The sequence below is a fragment of the Janthinobacterium fluminis genome, assembly GCF_028595325.1.
Lineage (GTDB): Bacteria > Pseudomonadota > Gammaproteobacteria > Burkholderiales > Burkholderiaceae_D > Janthinobacterium > Janthinobacterium fluminis.
In genome coordinates this window covers 640015-659675 of sequence record NZ_JAQQXR010000002.1, presented here as the reverse complement: position 1 = coordinate 659675, position 19661 = coordinate 640015, and the positions used below count along the sequence as shown (strand labels likewise).

The window sequence follows — 19661 nt, the reverse complement described above, 5'->3', positions numbered from 1 at the left end:
GCAAGCTCCGTGCTGCCGTTCGACTTGCATGTGTAAGGCATGCCGCCAGCGTTCAATCTGAGCCAGGATCAAACTCTTCAGTTTAATCTCTGTTTAATGTCATTTCTGACAGGTCGAAGCCATTGCTGGCTTCTTACTCACTCAAAATACTGACAGGCTGTTTCTTGCGAAACATCCTATATTTCTTTTTCGCGAGCATTTAATAATTTAAGTATGCGGCGGACCGAAGTCCGCCGGCACCATCATCAAATGCCCACATTTATCGACTGTTAATTTTTAAAGAACTTGTTCTGTGCTGCTGCGGCCTAGCGACAAAGCGTTTTGTTTGTCAGCCGCGAAGAAGAAAGAGTATGAAGCGTTTCGCCTGTTTCGTCAACCCTCTGTTTTGCCGTGGCGCCGCCCTCTCCCCAAAAGCCAGCGGACGCCATTCCAGGGTCCATTTTTTGCAGGCTGTCGCAATTCACTGGCGCGCCGACCTTGCCCTGCTTAGAGTTGCATCGTCACTCAGTTACACTGCTTCGTTACCGCCCATGTTCGCACTTGAAAGACCCATATGTTTTCCTTGCCCACAGCACCGCAACTTTTGAAAACCATCGCAGCCTGGTTGCACCAAGGCTTTGATGCGACGGCTACCTGGGTCACTCAACTGTCATGGTGGAAATTTTTCCTCTTCGCGGCACTGGCGCTGATCGCCGGCTCCATCTTGCAGGACGAGCTATTCTCCGGCTCAAGCGAAGAGGTCGTGATGAAGTCTGAAAAGAAAAGCAACCGGAAGAAAAATAGCGGCGACACCAATATATTGATCGATGACACGGGCATTCACTTCAACCCGCGCAACAACAAGAACCGCCGCAACAACGAAGGCGCCGAACCGGCCGAACCGCCCCCGGTGGCCGAGCCATCCGAGGGCACTCCGCCCGCGGCGCCGGCACCCACCGCCCCCACCGCACCGCCGGCGCCGCCCGTGCCGCCAGCGAAAGCCGTGAAACCCAGCCTGCCCGCCGGCGTCGAGGTATCCAACGAGGAAGTGCATATCGACCTGCCGCCGCAAATCGGCGAAGAGCTGTCGAATGCGATCGAGGAAGCGGTTGACGATGCCGCCGAGCAAAAGGTGACGCGCTATCACAAGCAGGCATCGACGTGGTTCACCAGTTTCGTCTGGTTGCTGGTGCTGGCCCTGTTTGCGACCAAGGCCCTGGTTGGCGGCAAAAAGCGCGCCGAAGCGGAAACCATGACGGCGAACGCCGCCGCCGAGCGCGAATCCATGCAGCGCCAGCTGAGCGAGGCGAAGATGCAGATGATGCAGGCGCAGGTCGAGCCGCACTTCCTGTTCAACACCCTCGCCTCGGTCGAGCATTTGATCGAGACGAATCCGCCGCGCGCCTCGGCGATGCAGCGCAGCCTGATCCAGTATCTGCGCGCGGTGCTGCCGCAAATCCGTGAAAACGCCGTGATCACCAATCTCGGCCGCGAAGCCGACATGGTCCAGGCTTATCTGAACCTGCTGAAGATGCGCATGGAGGAACGCCTGACGGTCGACTTCCAAATTCCCGACGGCCTGCGCACGGCGGCGTTCCCGCCGATGATGCTGCAGTCGATGGTCGAGAACGCCATCAAGCACGGCCTCGAATGCAAACCCGAGGGCGGCACGCTGAAGGTGTTGGCTGAAGTGGCCCATAGTAAATTGCGCGTCTCGGTCACCGACGACGGCCTCGGCTTCGGCGCCGTGCCCAGCGACGGCACCGGCCTGGGCTTGCCGACGATACGCGAGCGCCTCAAATTGCTGCACGGCGAACAGGCGCAGTTGCTGATAGCGCCCAATACGCCCAGCGGTGTCTGCGTCACCATCGAGGTGCCCTACCAGTTATCGAAGTAAGCCGCCCGCCGCCAGTTGGCGGCGGGTCCATTCAATTGAGCGCCGCAGCGATGAAGATATTGATTAATCAATCATTTCATTGAATAATTGGCGCTCGCCAGCCCAACCTTGCACACTATGCCTACAGCTATTATTGCCGACGACGAACGATTGATGCGCGACCAGTTGCGCATGCGCCTGGGCCAGGCCTGGCCCGAACTCGACATCATCGGCGAGGCCAAGAACGGCGACGAAGCGATCGAACTGGTTGAGCAGCTCAAGCCGGACTTCACCTTCCTCGACATCCGCATGCCCGGCAAAACCGGCATGGAGGCCGCCCAGGTGATCGGCAACAAGAGCCGCATCGTCTTCGTCACCGCCTACGACGCCTATGCGGTCGAAGCGTTCGAGCGGGGCGCCGTCGACTACGTGCTCAAGCCGCCCGAGCACGAACGCCTGCAGGTGACGGTCGAACGCCTGAAGACGCATCTGAGCAAGCCGGCCGTCGACGTCAACACCAGCGTCACGGCCATCCTGTCCCAGCTGGCGGAAAAAATCGTCGCCAAACCCAGCTACCTGCAATGGATACAGGCCAGCATCGGCCAGGATCTGCGCATGATCCCCGTCGAGGAGATCCTGTTTTTCCGCTCCGACGAAAAATACACCTGTGTGCAAACGGCCAAGTACGAGGCGCTGATACGCAAGCCGGTACGCGACCTGGCCGAGGAACTGGACCCCTCGCTGTTCTGGCAAATCCACCGCGCCACCCTGGTCAACGTCAACGCCATCGAAGGCGTCACGCGCGACATTCGCGGCCGCCACCTGGTCTTAATCAAGGGAAAACCCGACAAGCTGGAAGTGAGCCGCAGCTTCCTGCATCTATTCAAACAGATGTAAGCGCGCCGCCGCGCCATCGCGCGGCGGATTCCCTCCCCTCTGCGGCAAATCAACCCTTAGGGACAGGGCTAGATTAGTGTGTGACAGAACCTCCCCCTGTCACCACCTGGGCGCCCCATGAGCCAGCCGGACCATTTCAGCCTTCATTTCGCCGCGCCACTGCTCGCACTGACGCTCCTGCTGACCCTGCCCCTGGCCTGGCTGCTGCTGATGCCGGCGTATGCGCGCGCCGCGCGGCGCGGCGGCAAGGGCTTCGGCCATGCCGGCGACGCCACCATCCGCACCGACGCCGCCCAGACCATCCTTGAAGCGAATCCGGCGGCGGCCGCCATGTTCGGCACCAGCGTCGCCGCCATGCGCGGCGCGGCGCTCGACAAATTCATTCCGCGCGATTTGCGCACGCTGGGCCAACAGCAAACGGTCGGCCATTTCGGCGACACCGGCGTCAATCTGCGCATGATGGGGCGGCGCGCCGTCGACCACGCCGTGAGCGGTCTGAAAGCGAACGGCGCGCGCTTCCCGCTGGAAGGCACGATCGCCAGCGTGGACGAGGACGGCCAAACGGTCTACACCATCGTTTTGCGCGACATCACCGCGCGCAAGCAAGTGCACGAGCAGCTGGAGCGCTCCTTTTCGCAGTTGCGCCAGTTGTCGGCGACGCTGCAAAGCATCCGCGAAGAGGAGCGCAAGCACATCGCCCGCGAATTGCACGACGACCTGGGCCAATTGCTGGCCACCCTGCGGCTCGACCTGACGCTGCTGGGCAAGCTGGCCGGCGCGGCCCCGGCCAACGCGCGCATCCTCGACAATATGGATGGCTTGATCGTCACGGCCATCACCTCGCTGCGCCGCATCGCCAGCAACCTGCGCCCGCGGGCGCTCGACGAGGGCGGCCTGTACTTCGCGCTGCAGAGCCTGCGCCAGGACTTTATCCAGCGCCACCCCGTCAACGTCGAGCTGCTGGCCGACGAAACCGAACTCACCCTCGACGACGCCTACAGCACGGTGATCTACCGCATCGTGCAGGAATCGCTGACCAACATCGCCCGCCACGCCGAGGCCCGCAATGTGACGGTGGCGCTGCACCGGGTCGACTCGGAGCTGGCCATCGAAATCCAGGACGACGGCCGCGGCATCGAGGACAGCGATATGGACAAGGCCACCTCCTTCGGCCTGCTGGGCATGCGCGAGCGGGTCTGGGGCTTGCACGGCACCATCAGCATCGGCGCCAACGAGGGCGGCGCCGGCGGCACCCGCATCGACATCGCGCTGCCGCTGCCTGCCGAGCGCACATAAAAAAAGGCGCTCCGGGGAGCGCCTCGTTCAGCCTGCCGATGCGGCCGGACTTAGAACTTGTGGGAAATACCCAGCTGGTAGGACGTCATTTCCTTGACGCGCTCGCGGCCGGCGTAGGCGTACAGGTCGGTGCGCTTCGACAGGTGGTAGTCGTAACCGAGGCCGAACTCCTTGACGGTGTCGATGTCCGATTTGCCGGCGATGGTTTGCTTGCCTTTGCCGTAGACGACTTTGGCGTCGCCCTGGCCGATGGTGTAGCTCAAGCCAAGCAGGAAGGCGTTTTGCTTGCCTTTTTTAACGTCCTTGCTGTCACCCTTGGCATAAGCGGCCGTGATTTTGGCGTCGCCGAATTTGTAGCCGCCGCCGATCACATACATACTAGGCTTGGCGCTGTTCGCGACCTTTTGTGCGGCGCGCTCGTAACCGGCGTGCGCGCTGAACGGGCCGTTGTCGTAGGTCAGCAAAGCGCTGTAGCCGGCGTCGGCATCCTTGATCTCGCTCAGCACGTATTGCGCGCTGGCGACGAAGCCTTCCATGTTCGGGCTGTCGTAGGTGATCGCATTGCTGACGCGCGAATCGGAAACGCCGACACGCATCATGCTTTCGTTGACCTTGCCGACCACGCCGTCGGCGTTGAACGGCTCGACGCGGGTTTGCGCGCCGTCAACCAGATCCTTGGTGCGGCCCAGGCGCACGGTACCGAAGCTGCCTTTAAGGCCGATGGTCGCTTGACGGTCAAACAAACCGCCCTTTTGCTCGCCGGTGTCGGCCTTGATTTCGGATTCCAGATTAAAGATTGCCGACAAACCATTGCCCAGATCTTCGGAGCCTTTGAAACCCAGGCGCGAGGCGTGGTTTTCACGCTGAACAGCGCTCGTGCCGCTGGACTTGGCCAGACCCAGATCAACGACGCCGTAAACGGTGACATTCGATTGCGCTTGGGCGGAAGCGGCGAAACCGCCAATGATCAGTGCTGCCAGTGTAAGTTTTTTCACTTGAAATTCTCTACATGAAGTTGACAAAATTGTGCAATTGCAGAGCGCGTTGCCTACCGGACAAATCACTGAAATTCCAGCCCAGTCCGGCAGCATCCGCGCCACCGAACGGAATCATGCCTATCAAATGCTTCAACAATATGACATGAGCAATTTGTTGTTTTTTGGCACAAGCACTTGCGGAAACGGAAGAATGTCGGTGGGAATTACGAGGGGAAGCTACTGAGGGAGGGGGCGCCGGCGCAGAGCGCGCCGGCGGCATCGCGGCCGGGGCCGCGCGGACAGGCTTACTTCAGGCGGCAGCTGAGCAGCCAGTAATGCTCCAGGCGCAAGATGCGGATTTCCCGCACCGCCGACGCCAGCCGCTTGCGCAGCATGCTGTCGGACGGGAAATTCTTGACGATTTCATAGCGCTGGCCGTCGGCCGCCGTGTGGAATTGGTAGGTGTTGCCTTCCGCATCCGTGCGGGCGATGACGTCGCTGTGGCCGTCGACATAGCTGTCGTCGACCAGCACCAGCAAGGTGTCCTTGCCCAGCCTGGCGCGCAAATGCGCCAGGAAACGCTGCTGGTCTTCGCGCTTCACATGCGACCACCAGAAACCGGCGAAGCAGGCCGTGAAACTGCCGATGTCGGCCGGCAGCTCGTAGGCATCGGCCAGGCTGAACTGCACCTTGGCCGTGTCGAAGCCGCGGGTTTTCGCCAGGTCCAGCATGGCCGGGTTGATGTCGGTGGCCAGCACCGACTCGGCCACCTCGTCCAGCGTCTGGGTCCAGTAGCCGGTGCCGCAGGCGATCTCCAGCACCTTGTGGCCGCTGAACAACTCGTCTATCTTGTCGTGCAATTCATCCAGGTCGTCCTCGACCTGCGGATTGGCGTAGACGCGGTCGTACTCCTGCGCTTCCACGGCGTAGAATTGGGCTAATTGCTCGGTAATCATTTGTTTCTTCTCTGTCATATTCGTAGTTAAGTGATACGGGCCGGGGCCGCGCTCCCCGCTTATAGCTCGTAGTGTTCCTTCTCGCCGCTCATCGCCTGTTCGATCAATTTCCGGTTCAGCGTCGGGGTCAGCAACTCGATGAAGGTGTAGATATAGCTGCGCAAATAGGCGCCCTGCTTGACCGCCACGCGCGACACATTCATGCCGAACAGGTGGCCCACGGAGATGGCGCGCAGGTTCTTGTCGCGCTCGGCGTCAAAGGCCATCCCCGCTATGATACCAATTCCCATTCCCAACTCGACATAAGTCTTGATGACGTCGGCGTCGATCGCCTCCAGCAGCACGTCCGGCTTCAGTCCACGCAGCACGAAGGCGTGGTCGATTTTGCTGCGCCCGGCGAACGCGCTGTCGTAGGTGATCAGCGGGAAGGCGGCGATTTCCTCCAGCGTCACCGACTTCGTTTTCAGCAGCGGATGCTCGGGCGGCACCACCACCACATGCTCCCACTGGTAGCAGGGCAAGGTGATCAAGCCGTCGATGGCGGCGATCGACTCGGTGGCGATGGCCAGGTCGGCCTGGTCGCGCTGCACCATCTCGGCGATCTGGCGCGGATTGCCTTGCAATAAAGACAGTCTTACCTTCGGGAATTTCTGCATGAAGGCTTGCACCACCTTCGGCAGCGTGTAGCGGGCCTGGGTATGCGTTGTGGCAATGGTAAAACTGCCGCTATCCTGGGCGGCAAATTCCTTGCCGATACGTTTCAGGCTGTCAATTTCCTGCATAATCAGTTCCACCGACTCCAGCACCAGCCGGCCCGGCTCGGTCAAGCCGCGGATGCGCTTGCCGTGGCGCGTGAAAATGTCGACGCCCAGCTCCTCCTCCAGCTCGATGATGGCCTTCGACACGCCAGGCTGCGACGTAAACAGGGCCTTGGCGGCGTCCGTCAGGTTGTAGTTTTGCCGCACAGCTTCACGCACGAAGCGCAGTTGATGAAGATTCATTACAGTCTTTTGCCTTTGGTCACTACATTTGCGAAGGTTTCTTGCGCACCGGCACTTCCCCCGTCCATTTTGTGTTCATGCTTATACGCAATCCGCATATAAGCAAATGAGTAGGAAGTCGTATGGATTGAAGACGAAGTTTATTACTATTGCAGGTACTTTGGGGGCGCATGCATGACTTTCTCTTATATAGTCTCAGGATTTGCAGTTGGATTGCTCGTCGGCATGACCGGCGTGGGCGGCGGGTCCTTGATGACACCGCTGCTGACTTTGCTGTTCGGCGTGCCGCCGTCCGTCGCCGTCGGCACCGACCTGGCGTTCGCCTCGATCACCAAGGGCGCCGGCACGCTGACGCACCGCCTGCGCGGCACCGTGCGCTGGGACATCGTCAAACGCCTGTGCCTGGGCGCGCTGCCGGCCGCCGTGCTGGCCACGCTGGCGCTGAAGTCGTTCGGCGCGCTCAACCGGGAAATCGGCGTCGTCATCCGCTATTCGATCGCCTGCTCGGTGCTGCTGACCGTCGTCGCCCTCGTATTCAAGAGCAAGATGCTGTTCTGGATAAATGCCCATCCGGAAAAACAATTGCAGGGCAAGTCCCTGGTCGCGGCCACCGTCGCGGCCGGCGCCGTCCTCGGCGTGCTCGTCACAGTGTCCTCGATCGGCGCCGGCGCCATCGGCGCGACCCTGCTGGTGCTGCTGTATCCGCGCATGAGTTCGGCGGAAGTGGCCGGCACCGACATCGCCTACGCCGTGCCGCTGACGGCCATCGCCGCCTTCGGCCACTGGTGGCTCGGTTCGATCAACTGGTCGCTGCTGGCCTCCCTGCTGATCGGTTCGCTGCCCGGCATCACGCTGGGCTCCTGGGTGGCCCGCTCGATGCCCGAGCGCTTCCTGCGCGTGTTGCTGGCGATGACGCTGACCGGCGTCGCCGTCAAGCTGATGTCGCAATAGCCCGCGCCGCCCCCGCCGGCCATTTTTCAGTCCTCGTTCAGGTTTTCTTTTAGGATTTTTGCCATGTATCAATACGATCAATACGACCACCTCATCGTCAAGGAACGCATTGCCCAATACCGCAACCAGGTAGAGCGCCGGATCGCCAACGAGTTGACCGAGGAGGAATTCATTCCGCTGCGCCTGCAGAACGGCTTGTACATGCAGCGCCACGCCTACATGCTGCGCATCGCCGTGCCCTACGGCCTGCTGTCGTCGAAACAGATGCGCATGTTCGCCCACATCGCCCGCAGGTACGACCGCGGCTACGGCCACTTCACGACGCGCCAGAACATCCAGTTCAACTGGATCGAGCTGGAGCAGACCCCGGACATCCTCAGCGAACTGGCCTCGGTGGAAATGCACGCCATCCAGACCTCGGGCAACTGCATCCGCAACACCACCTCGGACCCGTTCGCCGGCGTCGCCCACGATGAGATCATCGACCCGCGCCCCTACGCCGAAGTGCTGCGCCAGTGGAGCACCTTCCACCCCGAATTCATCGCCCTGCCGCGCAAATTCAAGGTCGCCATCAATGGCGCCAAGGAAGACCGCGCCGCCATCGCCGTGCACGACATCGGCTTGACGGCCGTCTACGACGCGGCCGGCGAAGTCGGCTTCAAGGTCATGGTCGGCGGCGGCATGGGCCGCACGCCCATCATCGGCAGCGTGATCCGCGACTTCCTGCCGTGGCAGCACCTGCTGACCTACATCCAGGCCGTGATGCGCGTCTACAACCAGTACGGCCGCCGCGACAATAAATACAAGGCCCGCATCAAGATCTTGCTGAAGGCCATAGGCGTCGAGGAATTCACCCGCCAGGTCGAGGCCGAATGGATGGACTTGAAGGATGGCGCGGAAACCCTGACCGTCGAGGAAATGTCGCGCGTCGTCGCCTATTTCGCGCCGCACGCCTACGCGACGCTGCCGGCCATCGAGCCGCTGGCCGGACACGCCGACAACAAGGCCTACGCCAACTGGCTCAAGCGCAATGTCAAGCCGCACAAGGTGCCCGGCTACGCCATCGCCATGCTGTCGCTGAAGAAAACCGGCGTGCCGCCGGGCGACGCCACCGCCGAGCAGATGGATTGCGTGGCGGACCTGGCCGATCGCTACAGCTTCGGCGAGCTGCGCGTCACCCACGAACAGAACCTGGTGCTGGCCGACGTCGAGCAGTCCAAGCTGTTCCAACTGTGGCAGGAAGTGAAGGCCCACGGCCTGGCGACGCCGAACATCGGCTTGCTGACCGATATGATCTGCTGCCCCGGCGGCGACTTCTGCTCGCTGGCCAACGCCAAGTCCCTGCCGATCGCCGCCGCCATCGCCGAACGCTTCGACGACATCGACTTCCAGCACGACATCGGCGAACTGGAGTTGAACATTTCCGGCTGCATCAACGCCTGCGGCCACCACCACGTCGGCTCCATCGGCGTGCTCGGCGTCGACAAGGACGGCAGCGAATGGTATCAAGTGTCGATCGGCGGCTCGCAAGGCAACCATGCCGCCCTCGGCAAAATCATCGGCCCCTCGTTCTCGTCGCAGCAAATGCCGGAAGTGATCGCCCGCCTGCTGCAGGTGTATGTGCGCGAGCGCTGCGAGGACGAGCGCTTCGCCGACACGGCCCAGCGCCTCGGCATCGGGCCTTTCAAAGAACATGTTTATGCAACGCCGATCCAGATCGGCCATTTGGTTGGGGAAGACGATTATGTTTGAGGTACGCGAAAAGATCATTAAGAACCAGGCCGTCGTCGCCAACGACTGGGGCGTGCTGCGCCTGGACGAGGGCGACAGCGCCGACGGCGTCGTCGTGCCGGCCGGCAAGGCCATCGTGCCGCTGAGCGTCTGGCTGGCCCAGCGCGCCGCGCTGGCCGCGCGCCTGCCCGAGGTCGGCGTCTGGCTGGCCAGCGACGAGCGCCCCGAGGCGCTGGGCGCGGACGTGCAGCAACTGGCCGTCATCGCCGTCGATTTCCCCAAGTTCACCGACGGCCGCGGCTATTCGATCGCCTACAATCTGCGCGCCCGCCTCGGCTTCAAGGGCGAGCTGCGGGCCATCGGCGACGTGCTGCGCGACCAATTGTTCTCGATGCACCGGGTCGGCTTCGACGCCTACGCGACGCGGCCGGACCGCAGCATCGACGACGCGCTCAAGGGCCTGTCGGTGTTTTCCGAAACCTACCAAGCCTCGTGGGACGACAGGACGCCGCTGTTCCGCCGCCACCACCGCGAAGTCCAGAAGACGGACGGCGACGTGGGCTTTGGCATTTGAACGGAGCCGCCCATGCCTGAGTTCACCAACCTCGTCGCCGCCACCGGACTGACCCTGGAACGCATCGCCCGCGACTTCACGCCGGCCGTGTTCGCCTCCAGCCTGGCCGCCGAAGACATGGTGCTGACCGACCTGATCTTGAAGGCGCGTCTGCCCATCGGCATCTTCTCGCTCGAAACGGGCCGCCTGCACGCGGCAACCCTGGCCGTGCTCGACAAGATCAAGGCCAGTTATGGCGCCGACATCACGCTGTACCGGCCCCAGCCCGAGGCCGTCGACGCCTATGTCGCGCAGCACGGCTTGAACGCCTTCTACGACAGCGTCGAGTTGCGCCGCGAATGCTGCCGCATCCGCAAGGTCGAGCCGCTGGGCCGCGCGCTGGCCGGCAACAAAGCCTGGATCACGGGCCAGCGCCGCGCCCAGTCCACGACGCGCGCCGAACTGCACGTCGAGGAAGCCGACCCGGCCCATGGCATGACGAAATTCAACCCGCTGGCCGACTGGTCCGAAGACGACGTCTGGCACTATATCCGCAGCCACGGCGTGCCCTACAACGCCTTGCACGACCAGGGCTATCCGTCGATCGGCTGCCAGCCCTGCACCCGCGCCGTCGAACCGGGCGAGGATGTGCGGGCCGGCCGCTGGTGGTGGGAAAACCCCGACTCGAAGGAATGCGGTTTGCACATGGTGGACGGCAAACTCATCCGCATCAAGTCCGTTGCAGCTTGACTCAATAAGAAGACAGACCATGACCATGAATACCATCTTGAACGAGCGTCACCTCGACAGCCTCGAATCGGAAGCCATCCACATCCTGCGCGAAGTGGCGGCCGAATGCGCCAATCCGGCGTTGCTCTTTTCGGGCGGAAAGGATTCCGTCGTGCTGTTGCGCCTGGCCGAAAAAGCCTTCCGCCCCGGTAAATTCCCCTTCCCGCTGGTGCATATCGACACCGGCCACAACTTCGCCGAAGTCATCGCCTTCCGCGACGAAAAAGTGGCCCAGCTGGGCGAGCGCCTGATCGTCGGCTCCGTCGAGGAATCGATACGCCGCGGCACGGTGCGCCTGCGCAACCCGGCGACGGATTCGCGCAACGCGGCCCAGGCCGTGACCCTGCTGGAAACCATCGCCGAGCACAAATTCGACGCCTGCATAGGCGGCGCCCGCCGCGACGAGGAAAAGGCCCGCGCCAAGGAGCGCATCTTCTCCTTCCGCGACGAGTTCGGCCAGTGGGACCCGAAAGCCCAGCGCCCGGAATTGTGGGATTTATACAATACCCGCGTGCATCCGGGCGAGAATATGCGCGTCTTCCCCATCTCCAACTGGACCGAGCTGGACGTGTGGCAATACATCGCCCGCGAAAAGCTGGCGCTGCCGCCGATCTACTTCGCCCACGCGCGCCAGGTGATCCCGCGCAACGGCCTGCTGGTGCCGCTGACGGGGCTGACCCCGGCCCTGCCGGGCGAAACCGTCGAGACGCAAGTGGTGCGCTTCCGCACCGTCGGCGACATCTCCTGCACCTGCCCGGTGTCGTCCGACGCCAGCACGGTCGAGCAGATCATCGCCGAAACGGCCGTCACCCAGATCACCGAACGCGGCGCCACCCGGATGGACGACCAGACCTCCGAAGCGTCGATGGAAAAACGTAAGAAAGCAGGGTACTTCTGATGAACGCACACACCGACAACCTCTCCGAGCGCGGCATGCTGCGCTTCATCACGGCCGGCTCCGTCGACGACGGCAAGAGCACGCTGATCGGCCGCCTGCTGTTCGACAGCAAGGGCATCTTCGCCGACCAGCTCGACGCCATGTCGCGCTCCAAGCACAAGCGCACCGTCGGCGACAGCGTCGACCTGTCGCTGCTGACGGACGGCCTGGAGGCCGAGCGCGAACAGGGCATCACCATCGACGTCGCCTACCGCTACTTCGCCACGCCCAAGCGAAAATTCATCATCGCCGACACGCCGGGCCACGAACAGTACACGCGCAACATGGTCACGGGCGCCTCGACGGCCGACGCCGTCATCATCCTGATCGACGTCTCCAAGGTCAAACTGGGCGACGACGGCAGCGTCGAGCTGCTGATCCAGACCAAGCGCCACTCGACCATCGCCCATCTGCTGCAGATCGAGCACGTGGTCGTCGCCGTCAACAAGATGGACCTGGTCGGCTACGACGAAACCGTCTATAGACGCATCGTCGCCGCCTACCGGGAATTCGCCGCCAGCCTGGGCCTGAAGGACATCACGCCGATTCCGCTGTCGGCCCTGAGCGGCGACAACGTCGTCGAGCGCGGCGACAAGCTTGGCTGGTACAGCGGCCCGACCCTGATCGAGCTGCTCGAATCGCTGTCCGTCTACGACGACTCGCACGACGCGCCGTTCCGCTTCCCCGTGCAACTGGTGGCGCGCCACAACGGCCACGAAGCCAAGGACTTCCGCGGCTACATGGGCCGCATCGAAGCCGGCAAGGTCAGCGTCGGCGACCAGTTGGTGGTGCAGCCGTCCGGCCAAAGCGCGACCGTCAAGGACATCGTCACGCTGGACGGCTCACTGGCCACGGCCGTCGTCGGCCAGTCGGTGACGCTGCTGCTCAACGAGCACCTGGACATCTCGCGCGGCGACATGCTGGCCGGCGCCGACCGCCCCGCCACCCTGCTGAAGAACGTCGTCGCCGACGTTTGCTGGCTGTCCGAGGACGCGCTCGACCTGCGCCGCAAGTACTGGATCAAGCACGGCACCAAACAGACGGCCGCCAAGGTGACGGCCATCGAAACCCTGCTCGACATCAACACCCAGCAGCGCCGCGCGGCCGAGGGCTTGAAGCTCAACGACATCGCCCGCATCGCGCTGACCGTGCAGCAGCCGCTGGCGGCCGACGCCTACGACGACATCCGCGCCACCGGCGCCTTCATCCTGATCGACGAGGTGACGCACCAGACCGTCGCCGCCGGCATGATCCGGACCGCCTGAGCGAGGCCGCCATGGCGACACCATCCGGCTATGGAAAAGTGGTCCTGATCGGCGCCGGCCCCGGCGCCCAGGACTTGATGACGCTGCGCGGCGCGCGCCTGCTGGCGCAAGCCGACGTCGTGCTGCACGACGCCCTCGTCACGGACGAGATGCTGGCGCTGTGCCCGCAGGCGCTGAAGATCCCGGTCGGCAAGCGCTGCGGCCAGTTGTCGACGGCGCAAGCCTTCATCAACAAGCAGCTGGTCGACAACGCCGGCAAGTTCGCGCTGGTGGTGCGCCTCAAGGGCGGCGACCCGATGCTGTTCGGCCGCGCCGACGAGGAGTTGCGCGCGCTGGAGGAGGCCGGCATCGAGGTCGAGGTGGTGCCCGGCATCACCACCGCGCTGGCGGCGGCGGCGGCCACCCGCCAGCCGCTGACGAAACGCGGCGTGGCGCGCAGCGTGGCCTTTTTCACGTCGAGCACGGCGCCCGGCCAGCCCGACCACGTCGCCATTCCCGACAGCGACACGCTGGTGCAGTACATGGGCGGGCGCGAGGCCATCGCCACGGCCCGGCGCATGCTGGAGCAGGGCCGCCGCGCCGACACGCCGGTGGTGGTGATTGAAAACTGCAGCCGCCCGGAGCAGCGCGTGCTGCGCCTGGAGCTGGGCACGCTGGCGCAGGGGCTGGGGGCCACCCACGGCCCGGTGCTGGTGATGCTGGGCGAGGCGATGCGCGTGCGCCCGCAGCAGGACGTCGGCGCCGACAGCGCCGGCGCGCCGGCGTGCCGGCTTAGCGCCTGAGGCGCCGGCGCGGCGCGGCGGCGCGCTCGAACGACGACGGCCGCGGCAGCAGTTTTTCCAGCGCCGCGGCGACGCGCAGCAGGCGCGGGTCGTCGGCCTCGGCTTCGTCGCAGGTGTCGTTGATGCAGAAGAACGGCAGCCGGCCGAAATTCGACAGCAGCGCGTCGAGCTGCAGTTCGGCCCCCGGCGCACCGCTGCTGATATGCAGCGGGTCGAGGATTTGCTGGCGCGCGTAGCCGGCATGCACCATCCAGCGCGGCACCAGGTCGGGCAGCAACGGCGGCACGCGCCAGCAGCGGAACACGGTCGAGCGCACCTGCTCGAACAGCTCCGCCGCCATCCCCTCCAGCTCGTGCATCGCACTCTTCAGCATCGGCCGCGGCGCATGCGAGTACAGGCGCGGCTCGTGCCGGTACTGCGGGTAGCGCCGCCCCAACCACTGCTTCGACAAAATGGCGGCGTTCGCCAGCGCCGTGCCGTCTTCGCGCAGCGCGTCGCCGTCGGCCACCGTGGCCGTTTCCGCGTACACCGTCAGGCAGTCGCCGAACCAGCAGTCGGGGTCGACCGGCTGGCCGAAGAAGACGTCGTCGTTCAGGTAGATGAAGCGCTCGGACAGGCCGGGGATGTGGTGCAGATAGGATTCGATATGGCCGGAGTCGAACACCGGCATCGCCGCCGCCGGCAGCAGTTCGCGGTGGTCGACCAGCGTCAGGCCGGCGCGCGGCGCCAGCCACGCCGGCGCCTGCCGGTCGGTGACGATGTAGACGTGGCCGTGGTCGGGGAAGAATTTTTCCAGCGAGCGCAGGTTGAAGCGCAGCTCGCCGTTGTCGCGGTAGCGGCCGGAGACGTTGCCGTACACGGCCAGCTGGCCGCCCTGCCGCCCGGCCCAGCCGGCATAGGCCTGGCGGCGCCGCTCGCCCCAGACGGGGTCGGCGCCGTCCACCCACAGGTAGACGATGTCGATGCGCGCGGCGTCGGCGCGGCCCATCAGGCGGGCTTGCCGGCGCCGACGCAGTAGTCGGCGATGGCCGCCAGCACGCCGGCGTTTTCGCCTATCGCCTCGGCCACCTCGATGGCCACATGCGGATGGTCGAGCCGCAACTGCGCGACCATCAGCGGCAGGTCGTGCAGCACATGGCCGCCCTGCCCCAGGAACACCGGCACCACGGTCAGTTGCGTGACGCCGGCGGCGGCCAGCCCGGCCACGGCCTGCGGCAGGCGCGGCTCCATCAATTCGAGAAAGGCCAGCGACACGGCGACGCCGGGCAGGCGCGCCTGCGTCAGCGCGCGCAGGCGCTCGAACGGCTCGACCCAGGACGCGGCGCGCGCGCCGTGGGCGAACAGGATCATGGCGCGCCGTTCCATCAATGCCGCTCCACCCACCACAAGGCACCCAGCGCCAGCAACAGGAACAGCGCGCTCGGCGCGACGGCCGTCAGGAAGGCCGGCCAGGTGCTCAGCAGGCCAAGATGGGAAAACAGCGTGTTGACCAGCAGGAAGCTGACGCCGATCATGATGCCGATGAAGATCTTCAGGCTGATGCCGCCGCTGCGCGTGTGCAGATAGGCGAACGGCAGCGCCAGTGCCATCAGCACGAAGATCGACATCGGGTCGATCAGTTTTTTCCAGAAGGCGATCTTGTAGCGCTCCGTCTCCTGCTTGTTCTCGGCCAGGTGGGCCGTGTAGACGGCCAGCTCGGCCGCCGACATGCGCTGCGGGTCGGACGCCGACACGGACAGGATCTGCGGCGTGATCTCCGACACCAGCTCGCGGCTGGCGCTCTTTTCCGTCGCCACCGCGCTGGTTTCCTGGATGAAGTTATTCTGCAGATTAGCCTCGACGCCGGGCTGCAGCGTGGTGCTGTTGGAGAAGCGCGTCTCCGTCACATCGAGCAGGCGCCACACATTGCCGCCCTGGTAGGTGGCGCGCGCGGCGACGATCACCGAGCGCAGCCGGAAGCTGTTGTCGAACTCGTACAACTTAACGTCCGTCAGTTGGCCGTCGGGACGGGCTTCGCGCACATTGAAGAAGCGCGCCCCCGTCGGCTCGCCCTTCAAGCCCTCGCTCTTGACGATGTCCTTGGTCCACAGGCCGGAGCGGAATTCGCTGGAGACGGCGGTGCCGCGCGCGGCCAGCTTGAGCTTGTCGGCCAGCGGCGCCGTGCGCGGCGCGATCAGCTCGCCGAAGACGAAGGTGATGATGACGAACACGGCGCCGATGCGGAACAGGAACCAGGCCGCCATCGACGTCGACATGCTGGCCGCGCGCATGATGGTGAACTCCGACGTCGAAGCGAACTGCGCCATCGTGTAGATGGTGCCGATCAGCGCCGCCACCGGCATCACCTGGTAGACGTTGCCGGGTATCAGGATCAGCACGTACAGGAAGGCGTGGGCGATGCTGTAGCCGTTCTTGCCGACCATCGGCAATTCGCTGGTCAGGTCGACGAATGCCTGCAGCGCCAGGAAGGCGAGCAGGACGAAGGCGACCGCCTGGGCGATCGAGACGGCGAAATAGCGCTGTAAAATCTTCATGTCATTGCGGAGTGGAGGCGCCGCGGGCGCGTTTCAGCGACGCCAGCAACACCACGGGGTGGTAGCGGTGGTTGACGTTCAAACGCCAGGCGAACAGCAGCACGACGAGCAGCGCGGCGAGCGCGTGCAGCGGCCACCACGACATGCCGAACGACAGCCGGCCCTGCTGCACGCTGGCCTCCATCAGTTTCGTCAGATTGCTGTAGGTGAAGAAGACCAGCAGCGCGATGATCAGGTTGACGGAGCTGCCGGCGCGCGGGTTGACGAAGCCCAGCGGAATGGCCAGCAAGATCAGCACCAGGGTGATGATGGGCGCGCTGATGCGCCACAGCAGTTCGGCCATCGTGAACGGATTCCGGTCGGCCAGCAGGGCCCGCGTCGACATCGCGCGCACGCCCGTGTCGGCGCCCAGCTCCTGGGTCTTGGTCGCCACGCGCATGCTGTAGCGCTCGAACTCCATGGTCTGGAAATCCGACTGGCCCGGCTTGCCCTGGTAGCGGCGGCCGTTCTTGAGCACCAGGAAGCGCTCGCCGCGGGCGTCCTTGACGATGCTGCCCTCCTTCGCCACGACCACCGTCGTGCCCTTCTCGTCGAGCGTGTTGACGAAGACATTCTGCACCTTCGCCGCGTCGCCGCTGGCGCCCTCGACAAAGAAGATGCGGTTGCTGGCGGCCGATTCCTTGAACTGGCCGGGCGAGACTTTCTGCACGTCTTCGCGCTTCTGGAAGCGCTCGACGTACTCGTCGCTCTTCTGCTTGGCCCACGGCGTCGCGTACAGGCTCAGCAAGGCCGTCAGCGCCACCAGCGGCAGGCCGAAGGTCAGCACCGGGCGGATCCAGCGCACCAGGCTCAGGCCGGAGGCGAACCAGACGACCATTTCGGAATCGCGGTAACTGCGCGTGACCACCATCAGCACGGAAATAAAACTAGTGAGGATGAGTATAGTTGGCAGATAATTCAGGGCTGCGAATATGATTAAGGCAATCACATCGCTCGACGCAACCTTGCCGCCCGCGGCTTCGCCGAGGATCTTAATCAGCGTCCATGTGGCAAAAATGGAAAACAACACCGTGAAGATGGCCCCGGCGGCACTGGTCAGCTCACGTTGAAGGGCACGTTGAAAGATCATTCGAAGTCTATAATTCGGGTCGGAAAGTTAAGTAATATGTTACTAAGCATAGAAAACGGAGAAGCAAATGGACTTTAGCATAAAAGCATTCGACACAAAGAACACCGTCGCCACGGCCAAAACGGGCTGCGTCGCGGTTGCGGTATTTGAAAACAAAAAACTGTCGGCGGCCGCCAAGGCCCTCGACGGCGGCGGTGACATTACGGCTGCGCTGAAGTCCGGCGACATCACCGGCAAGGCCGGCACCACCCTGCTGCTGCGCGGCGTGAACGGCGCCAACGCCGAGCGCGTGCTGCTGGTCGGCCTGGGCAGCGACGAGGCGATCAGCGAAAAGAGTTTCGCCACCGGCGTGCAAGCGGCGCTCAAAGCCTTCGGTTCGCTGGGCGCCAGCGACGCCATTATCGCATTACCGATGACGGAAGTGAAAGAGCGCGATGTGAATTGGGCCATCCATTGTGTGGTGCAAGCCGCGCTGGAGAGCGAATACCGCGGCGACACGCAGAAAAGCAAGCGCGACCCGGCGCCCGCCGGCGTCAAGAAGATCGCCCTGGCCGTGCCGTCGAGCGTCGCCACCAAGGCCGCGCTGGCGCAGGCCATCGCCATCGGCAACGGCGTCGCCCTGACGCGCAACCTGGGCGACCTGCCCGCCAACATCTGCACGCCCACCCACCTGGCCAACACGGCCAAGAAACTGGCCAAGGATTACAAGTTCGACGTCGAGGTGCTGGACCGCAAACAGCTCGAAGCGCTGAAGATGGGCAGCTTCCTGTCCGTCACCAGCGGCAGCGACGAGGCGCCGAAGTTCATCGTCCTCAAGCACATGGGCGGCAAGGCCAAGGACGCGCCGGTGGTGCTGGTCGGCAAGGGCATCACCTTCGACACGGGCGGCATCTCGATCAAGGCCGGTCCCGGCATGGACGAGATGAAATACGATATGTGCGGCGCCGCCTCGGTGCTGGGCACCTTCCGCGCCATCGGCGAAATGAACTTGAAGCTGAACGTCGTCGGCATCGTCGCCGCCTGCGAAAACATGCCGTCGGGCCGCGCCACCAAGCCGGGCGACATCGTCACCTCGATGAACGGCCTGACCATCGAAGTGCTCAACACCGACGCCGAAGGCCGCCTGGTGCTGTGCGACGCGCTGACCTACGCCGAGCGCTTCAATCCGGCCGCCGTGGTCGACATCGCCACGCTGACGGGCGCCTGCGTGATCGCGCTGGGCCACCACAACAGCGGCCTGTTCACCCGCAGCGACGCGGCCCACGACAAGCTGGCCGAGGAACTGCTGGCGGCCGGCAAGAAAGCCAGCGACACCGCGTGGCGCATGCCGATCGAGGAAGCCTACAATGAACAGCTGAAGTCGAACTTCGCCGACCTGGCCAACATCGGCACGCCGGGCGGCGGTTCGGTGACGGCGGCGGCCTTCCTGGAAAACTTCACCAAGAAGTACACCTGGGCCCATCTGGACATCGCCGGCACGGCGTGGAAATCGGGTGCGGCGAAAGGCGCGACCGGCCGTCCGGTGCCTTTGCTGGCGAACTTCCTGATCGGCCGCGTGTAAGCGCCGTCCTCAGTAGACGATAGAACCGGCCGGCGGGGTCTCGAAGGAGCCCGCCGCGCCGGTTTTTTTCATTTCGATGGTCAGCGTGGACGGGTAGTCGTAGCCGGCGCCGGTGTTGCGGTCGACCAGATAGCCGACGCCCAGCGTCAGGATGATGTTACCCCACAGATTGGCGTTGACCTTCGAGGCGATTTGCTCGTCGGCCCGGCCGGCGCCGTCCTTGCGGCAGTCGACCCGCAGCGGCCCCGGACTTTTCTGTATCGTCACGCGCCCCGGCGTGGTGACGAACCACTTGCCGACGTTGTTGGCGAGGATGCAGCCGGCGCCAAGCAGAGGGCGGTTGTCCTGGATGGTTTGCACCAGCACCATCTGCTGGTTCGATTCGCCCAGCGTGGCGCAGCCGCCGAGCAGGACCAGGCTTGCGAATGCGGCGCGGCGCAACATGGG

19 protein-coding genes and 1 rRNA gene are annotated in these 19661 nt (G+C 64.1%); 11 read left to right on the top strand and 9 right to left on the bottom strand.

Features of this window, described 5'->3' with window-relative positions; translation table 11 throughout:
- Positions 1-84: ribosomal RNA gene (locus tag OIK44_RS08785) — 16S ribosomal RNA — on the bottom strand; the annotation flags it as partial.
- A gap of 469 nt (positions 85-553) precedes the next feature.
- Here OIK44_RS08785 and OIK44_RS08780 point away from each other — a divergent pair.
- From OIK44_RS08780 to OIK44_RS08770, 3 genes are all read left to right on the top strand, one after another.
- Positions 554-1876 carry a sensor histidine kinase gene (locus tag OIK44_RS08780; protein ID WP_273670346.1) on the top strand — a complete coding sequence of 441 codons (1323 nt, stop codon included), beginning with the start codon at positions 554-556 and terminating at the stop codon, positions 1874-1876.
- A 117-nt stretch (positions 1877-1993) separates the two neighbouring features.
- Positions 1994-2752, top strand: coding sequence for a LytR/AlgR family response regulator transcription factor (locus OIK44_RS08775; protein ID WP_273670345.1), 759 nt, complete (start codon positions 1994-1996; stop codon positions 2750-2752).
- A gap of 117 nt (positions 2753-2869) precedes the next feature.
- Positions 2870-4048, top strand: a complete 1179-nt coding sequence (locus OIK44_RS08770) for a PAS domain-containing sensor histidine kinase (protein WP_273670344.1) — start codon at positions 2870-2872, stop codon at positions 4046-4048.
- Positions 4049-4098: 50 nt separating this feature from the next.
- Here the strand turns inward: OIK44_RS08770 and OIK44_RS08765 are convergent, their stop codons facing one another.
- The 3 genes from OIK44_RS08765 to OIK44_RS08755 form a co-directional block, all read right to left on the bottom strand.
- Positions 4099-5139 carry a porin gene (locus OIK44_RS08765; RefSeq protein ID WP_273670343.1) on the bottom strand — a complete coding sequence of 347 codons (1041 nt, stop codon included), beginning with the start codon at positions 5137-5139 and terminating at the stop codon, positions 4099-4101.
- Positions 5140-5330: 191 nt separating this feature from the next.
- Positions 5331-5981, bottom strand: a complete 651-nt coding sequence (locus OIK44_RS08760; RefSeq protein ID WP_273670342.1) for a class I SAM-dependent methyltransferase — start codon at positions 5979-5981, stop codon at positions 5331-5333.
- A gap of 59 nt (positions 5982-6040) precedes the next feature.
- A complete protein-coding gene (locus OIK44_RS08755) occupies positions 6041-6982 on the bottom strand; it encodes a CysB family HTH-type transcriptional regulator (protein ID WP_273670341.1) in 942 nt (313 codons plus the stop codon).
- 174 nt (positions 6983-7156) lie between these two features.
- On the opposite strand from OIK44_RS08755, the gene OIK44_RS08750 reads away from it, so the two are divergent.
- The 7 genes from OIK44_RS08750 (at position 7157) to cobA (ending at position 13990) form a co-directional block, all read left to right on the top strand.
- Positions 7157-7933: a sulfite exporter TauE/SafE family protein gene (locus OIK44_RS08750; RefSeq protein WP_273670340.1), complete on the top strand. Its 777-nt coding sequence runs from the start codon at positions 7157-7159 to the stop codon at positions 7931-7933.
- Between the two features lie 63 nt (positions 7934-7996).
- Entirely contained in the window at positions 7997-9685 is a 1689-nt protein-coding gene (locus OIK44_RS08745) for a nitrite/sulfite reductase (protein WP_273670339.1), read from the top strand.
- Complete coding sequence (locus OIK44_RS08740) at positions 9678-10238, top strand: DUF934 domain-containing protein (protein ID WP_273670338.1); 561 nt, start codon at positions 9678-9680, stop codon at positions 10236-10238. The genes OIK44_RS08745 and OIK44_RS08740 overlap by 8 nt, the downstream gene beginning before the upstream one ends.
- Before the next feature lie 12 nt (positions 10239-10250).
- A complete protein-coding gene (locus OIK44_RS08735; RefSeq protein WP_273670337.1) occupies positions 10251-10967 on the top strand; it encodes a phosphoadenylyl-sulfate reductase in 717 nt (238 codons plus the stop codon).
- 25 nt (positions 10968-10992) lie between these two features.
- A complete protein-coding gene (gene cysD, locus OIK44_RS08730) occupies positions 10993-11904 on the top strand; it encodes a sulfate adenylyltransferase subunit CysD (RefSeq protein WP_273670362.1) in 912 nt (303 codons plus the stop codon).
- On the top strand, positions 11904-13208 hold the full coding sequence (locus OIK44_RS08725; protein ID WP_273670336.1) for a sulfate adenylyltransferase subunit 1: 1305 nt from the start codon (positions 11904-11906) through the stop codon (positions 13206-13208). Before cysD ends, OIK44_RS08725 begins: the two co-directional genes overlap by 1 nt.
- A gap of 11 nt (positions 13209-13219) precedes the next feature.
- A complete protein-coding gene (gene cobA / locus OIK44_RS08720) occupies positions 13220-13990 on the top strand; it encodes a uroporphyrinogen-III C-methyltransferase (protein ID WP_273670335.1) in 771 nt (256 codons plus the stop codon).
- Here cobA and OIK44_RS08715 read toward each other — a convergent pair.
- Genes OIK44_RS08715 through lptF form a run of 4 tightly spaced genes read right to left on the bottom strand, consistent with a single transcriptional unit; the run spans position 13980 to position 17653 of the window.
- Positions 13980-14978, bottom strand: coding sequence for a Stealth CR1 domain-containing protein (locus OIK44_RS08715; protein WP_273670334.1), 999 nt, complete (start codon positions 14976-14978; stop codon positions 13980-13982). The genes cobA and OIK44_RS08715 overlap by 11 nt on opposite strands.
- Positions 14978-15355 carry a sirohydrochlorin chelatase gene (locus OIK44_RS08710; RefSeq protein WP_273670333.1) on the bottom strand — a complete coding sequence of 126 codons (378 nt, stop codon included), beginning with the start codon at positions 15353-15355 and terminating at the stop codon, positions 14978-14980. The genes OIK44_RS08715 and OIK44_RS08710 overlap by 1 nt, the downstream gene beginning before the upstream one ends.
- Positions 15355-16524 carry an LPS export ABC transporter permease LptG gene (gene lptG / locus OIK44_RS08705; RefSeq protein WP_273670332.1) on the bottom strand — a complete coding sequence of 390 codons (1170 nt, stop codon included), beginning with the start codon at positions 16522-16524 and terminating at the stop codon, positions 15355-15357. Before lptG ends, OIK44_RS08710 begins: the two co-directional genes overlap by 1 nt.
- Before the next feature lies 1 nt (position 16525).
- Positions 16526-17653: an LPS export ABC transporter permease LptF gene (lptF, locus tag OIK44_RS08700; RefSeq protein ID WP_273670331.1), complete on the bottom strand. Its 1128-nt coding sequence runs from the start codon at positions 17651-17653 to the stop codon at positions 16526-16528.
- 67 nt (positions 17654-17720) lie between these two features.
- Between lptF and OIK44_RS08695 the strand changes: the two genes are divergently transcribed.
- Positions 17721-19214: a leucyl aminopeptidase gene (locus OIK44_RS08695; protein WP_273670330.1), complete on the top strand. Its 1494-nt coding sequence runs from the start codon at positions 17721-17723 to the stop codon at positions 19212-19214.
- 9 nt (positions 19215-19223) lie between these two features.
- Here OIK44_RS08695 and OIK44_RS08690 read toward each other — a convergent pair whose 3' ends face one another.
- On the bottom strand, positions 19224-19658 hold the full coding sequence (locus OIK44_RS08690) for a hypothetical protein (protein ID WP_273670329.1): 435 nt from the start codon (positions 19656-19658) through the stop codon (positions 19224-19226).
- Positions 19659-19661 lie beyond the last annotated feature (3 nt).

Bases quoted from the DNA above. Each gene is read 5' to 3' on its own strand.
- OIK44_RS08780 (WP_273670346.1), top strand. From the start codon at position 554: ATGTTTTCCTTGCCCACAGCACCGCAACTTTTGAAAACCATCGCAGCC.
- OIK44_RS08775 (WP_273670345.1), top strand. From the start codon at position 1,994: ATGCCTACAGCTATTATTGCCGACGACGAACGATTGATGCGCGACCAG.
- OIK44_RS08770 (WP_273670344.1), top strand. From the start codon at position 2,870: ATGAGCCAGCCGGACCATTTCAGCCTTCATTTCGCCGCGCCACTGCTC.
- OIK44_RS08765 (WP_273670343.1), bottom strand. From the start codon at position 5,139: ATGCTGCCGGACTGGGCTGGAATTTCAGTGATTTGTCCGGTAGGCAAC.
- OIK44_RS08760 (WP_273670342.1), bottom strand. From the start codon at position 5,981: ATGATTACCGAGCAATTAGCCCAATTCTACGCCGTGGAAGCGCAGGAG.
- OIK44_RS08755 (WP_273670341.1), bottom strand. From the start codon at position 6,982: ATGAATCTTCATCAACTGCGCTTCGTGCGTGAAGCTGTGCGGCAAAAC.
- OIK44_RS08750 (WP_273670340.1), top strand. From the start codon at position 7,157: ATGACTTTCTCTTATATAGTCTCAGGATTTGCAGTTGGATTGCTCGTC.
- OIK44_RS08745 (WP_273670339.1), top strand. From the start codon at position 7,997: ATGTATCAATACGATCAATACGACCACCTCATCGTCAAGGAACGCATT.
- OIK44_RS08740 (WP_273670338.1), top strand. From the start codon at position 9,678: ATGTTTGAGGTACGCGAAAAGATCATTAAGAACCAGGCCGTCGTCGCC.
- OIK44_RS08735 (WP_273670337.1), top strand. From the start codon at position 10,251: ATGCCTGAGTTCACCAACCTCGTCGCCGCCACCGGACTGACCCTGGAA.
- cysD (WP_273670362.1), top strand. From the start codon at position 10,993: ATGAATACCATCTTGAACGAGCGTCACCTCGACAGCCTCGAATCGGAA.
- OIK44_RS08725 (WP_273670336.1), top strand. From the start codon at position 11,904: ATGAACGCACACACCGACAACCTCTCCGAGCGCGGCATGCTGCGCTTC.
- cobA (WP_273670335.1), top strand. From the start codon at position 13,220: ATGGCGACACCATCCGGCTATGGAAAAGTGGTCCTGATCGGCGCCGGC.
- OIK44_RS08715 (WP_273670334.1), bottom strand. From the start codon at position 14,978: ATGGGCCGCGCCGACGCCGCGCGCATCGACATCGTCTACCTGTGGGTG.
- OIK44_RS08710 (WP_273670333.1), bottom strand. From the start codon at position 15,355: ATGGAACGGCGCGCCATGATCCTGTTCGCCCACGGCGCGCGCGCCGCG.
- lptG (WP_273670332.1), bottom strand. From the start codon at position 16,524: ATGAAGATTTTACAGCGCTATTTCGCCGTCTCGATCGCCCAGGCGGTC.
- lptF (WP_273670331.1), bottom strand. From the start codon at position 17,653: ATGATCTTTCAACGTGCCCTTCAACGTGAGCTGACCAGTGCCGCCGGG.
- OIK44_RS08695 (WP_273670330.1), top strand. From the start codon at position 17,721: ATGGACTTTAGCATAAAAGCATTCGACACAAAGAACACCGTCGCCACG.
- OIK44_RS08690 (WP_273670329.1), bottom strand. From the start codon at position 19,658: ATGTTGCGCCGCGCCGCATTCGCAAGCCTGGTCCTGCTCGGCGGCTGC.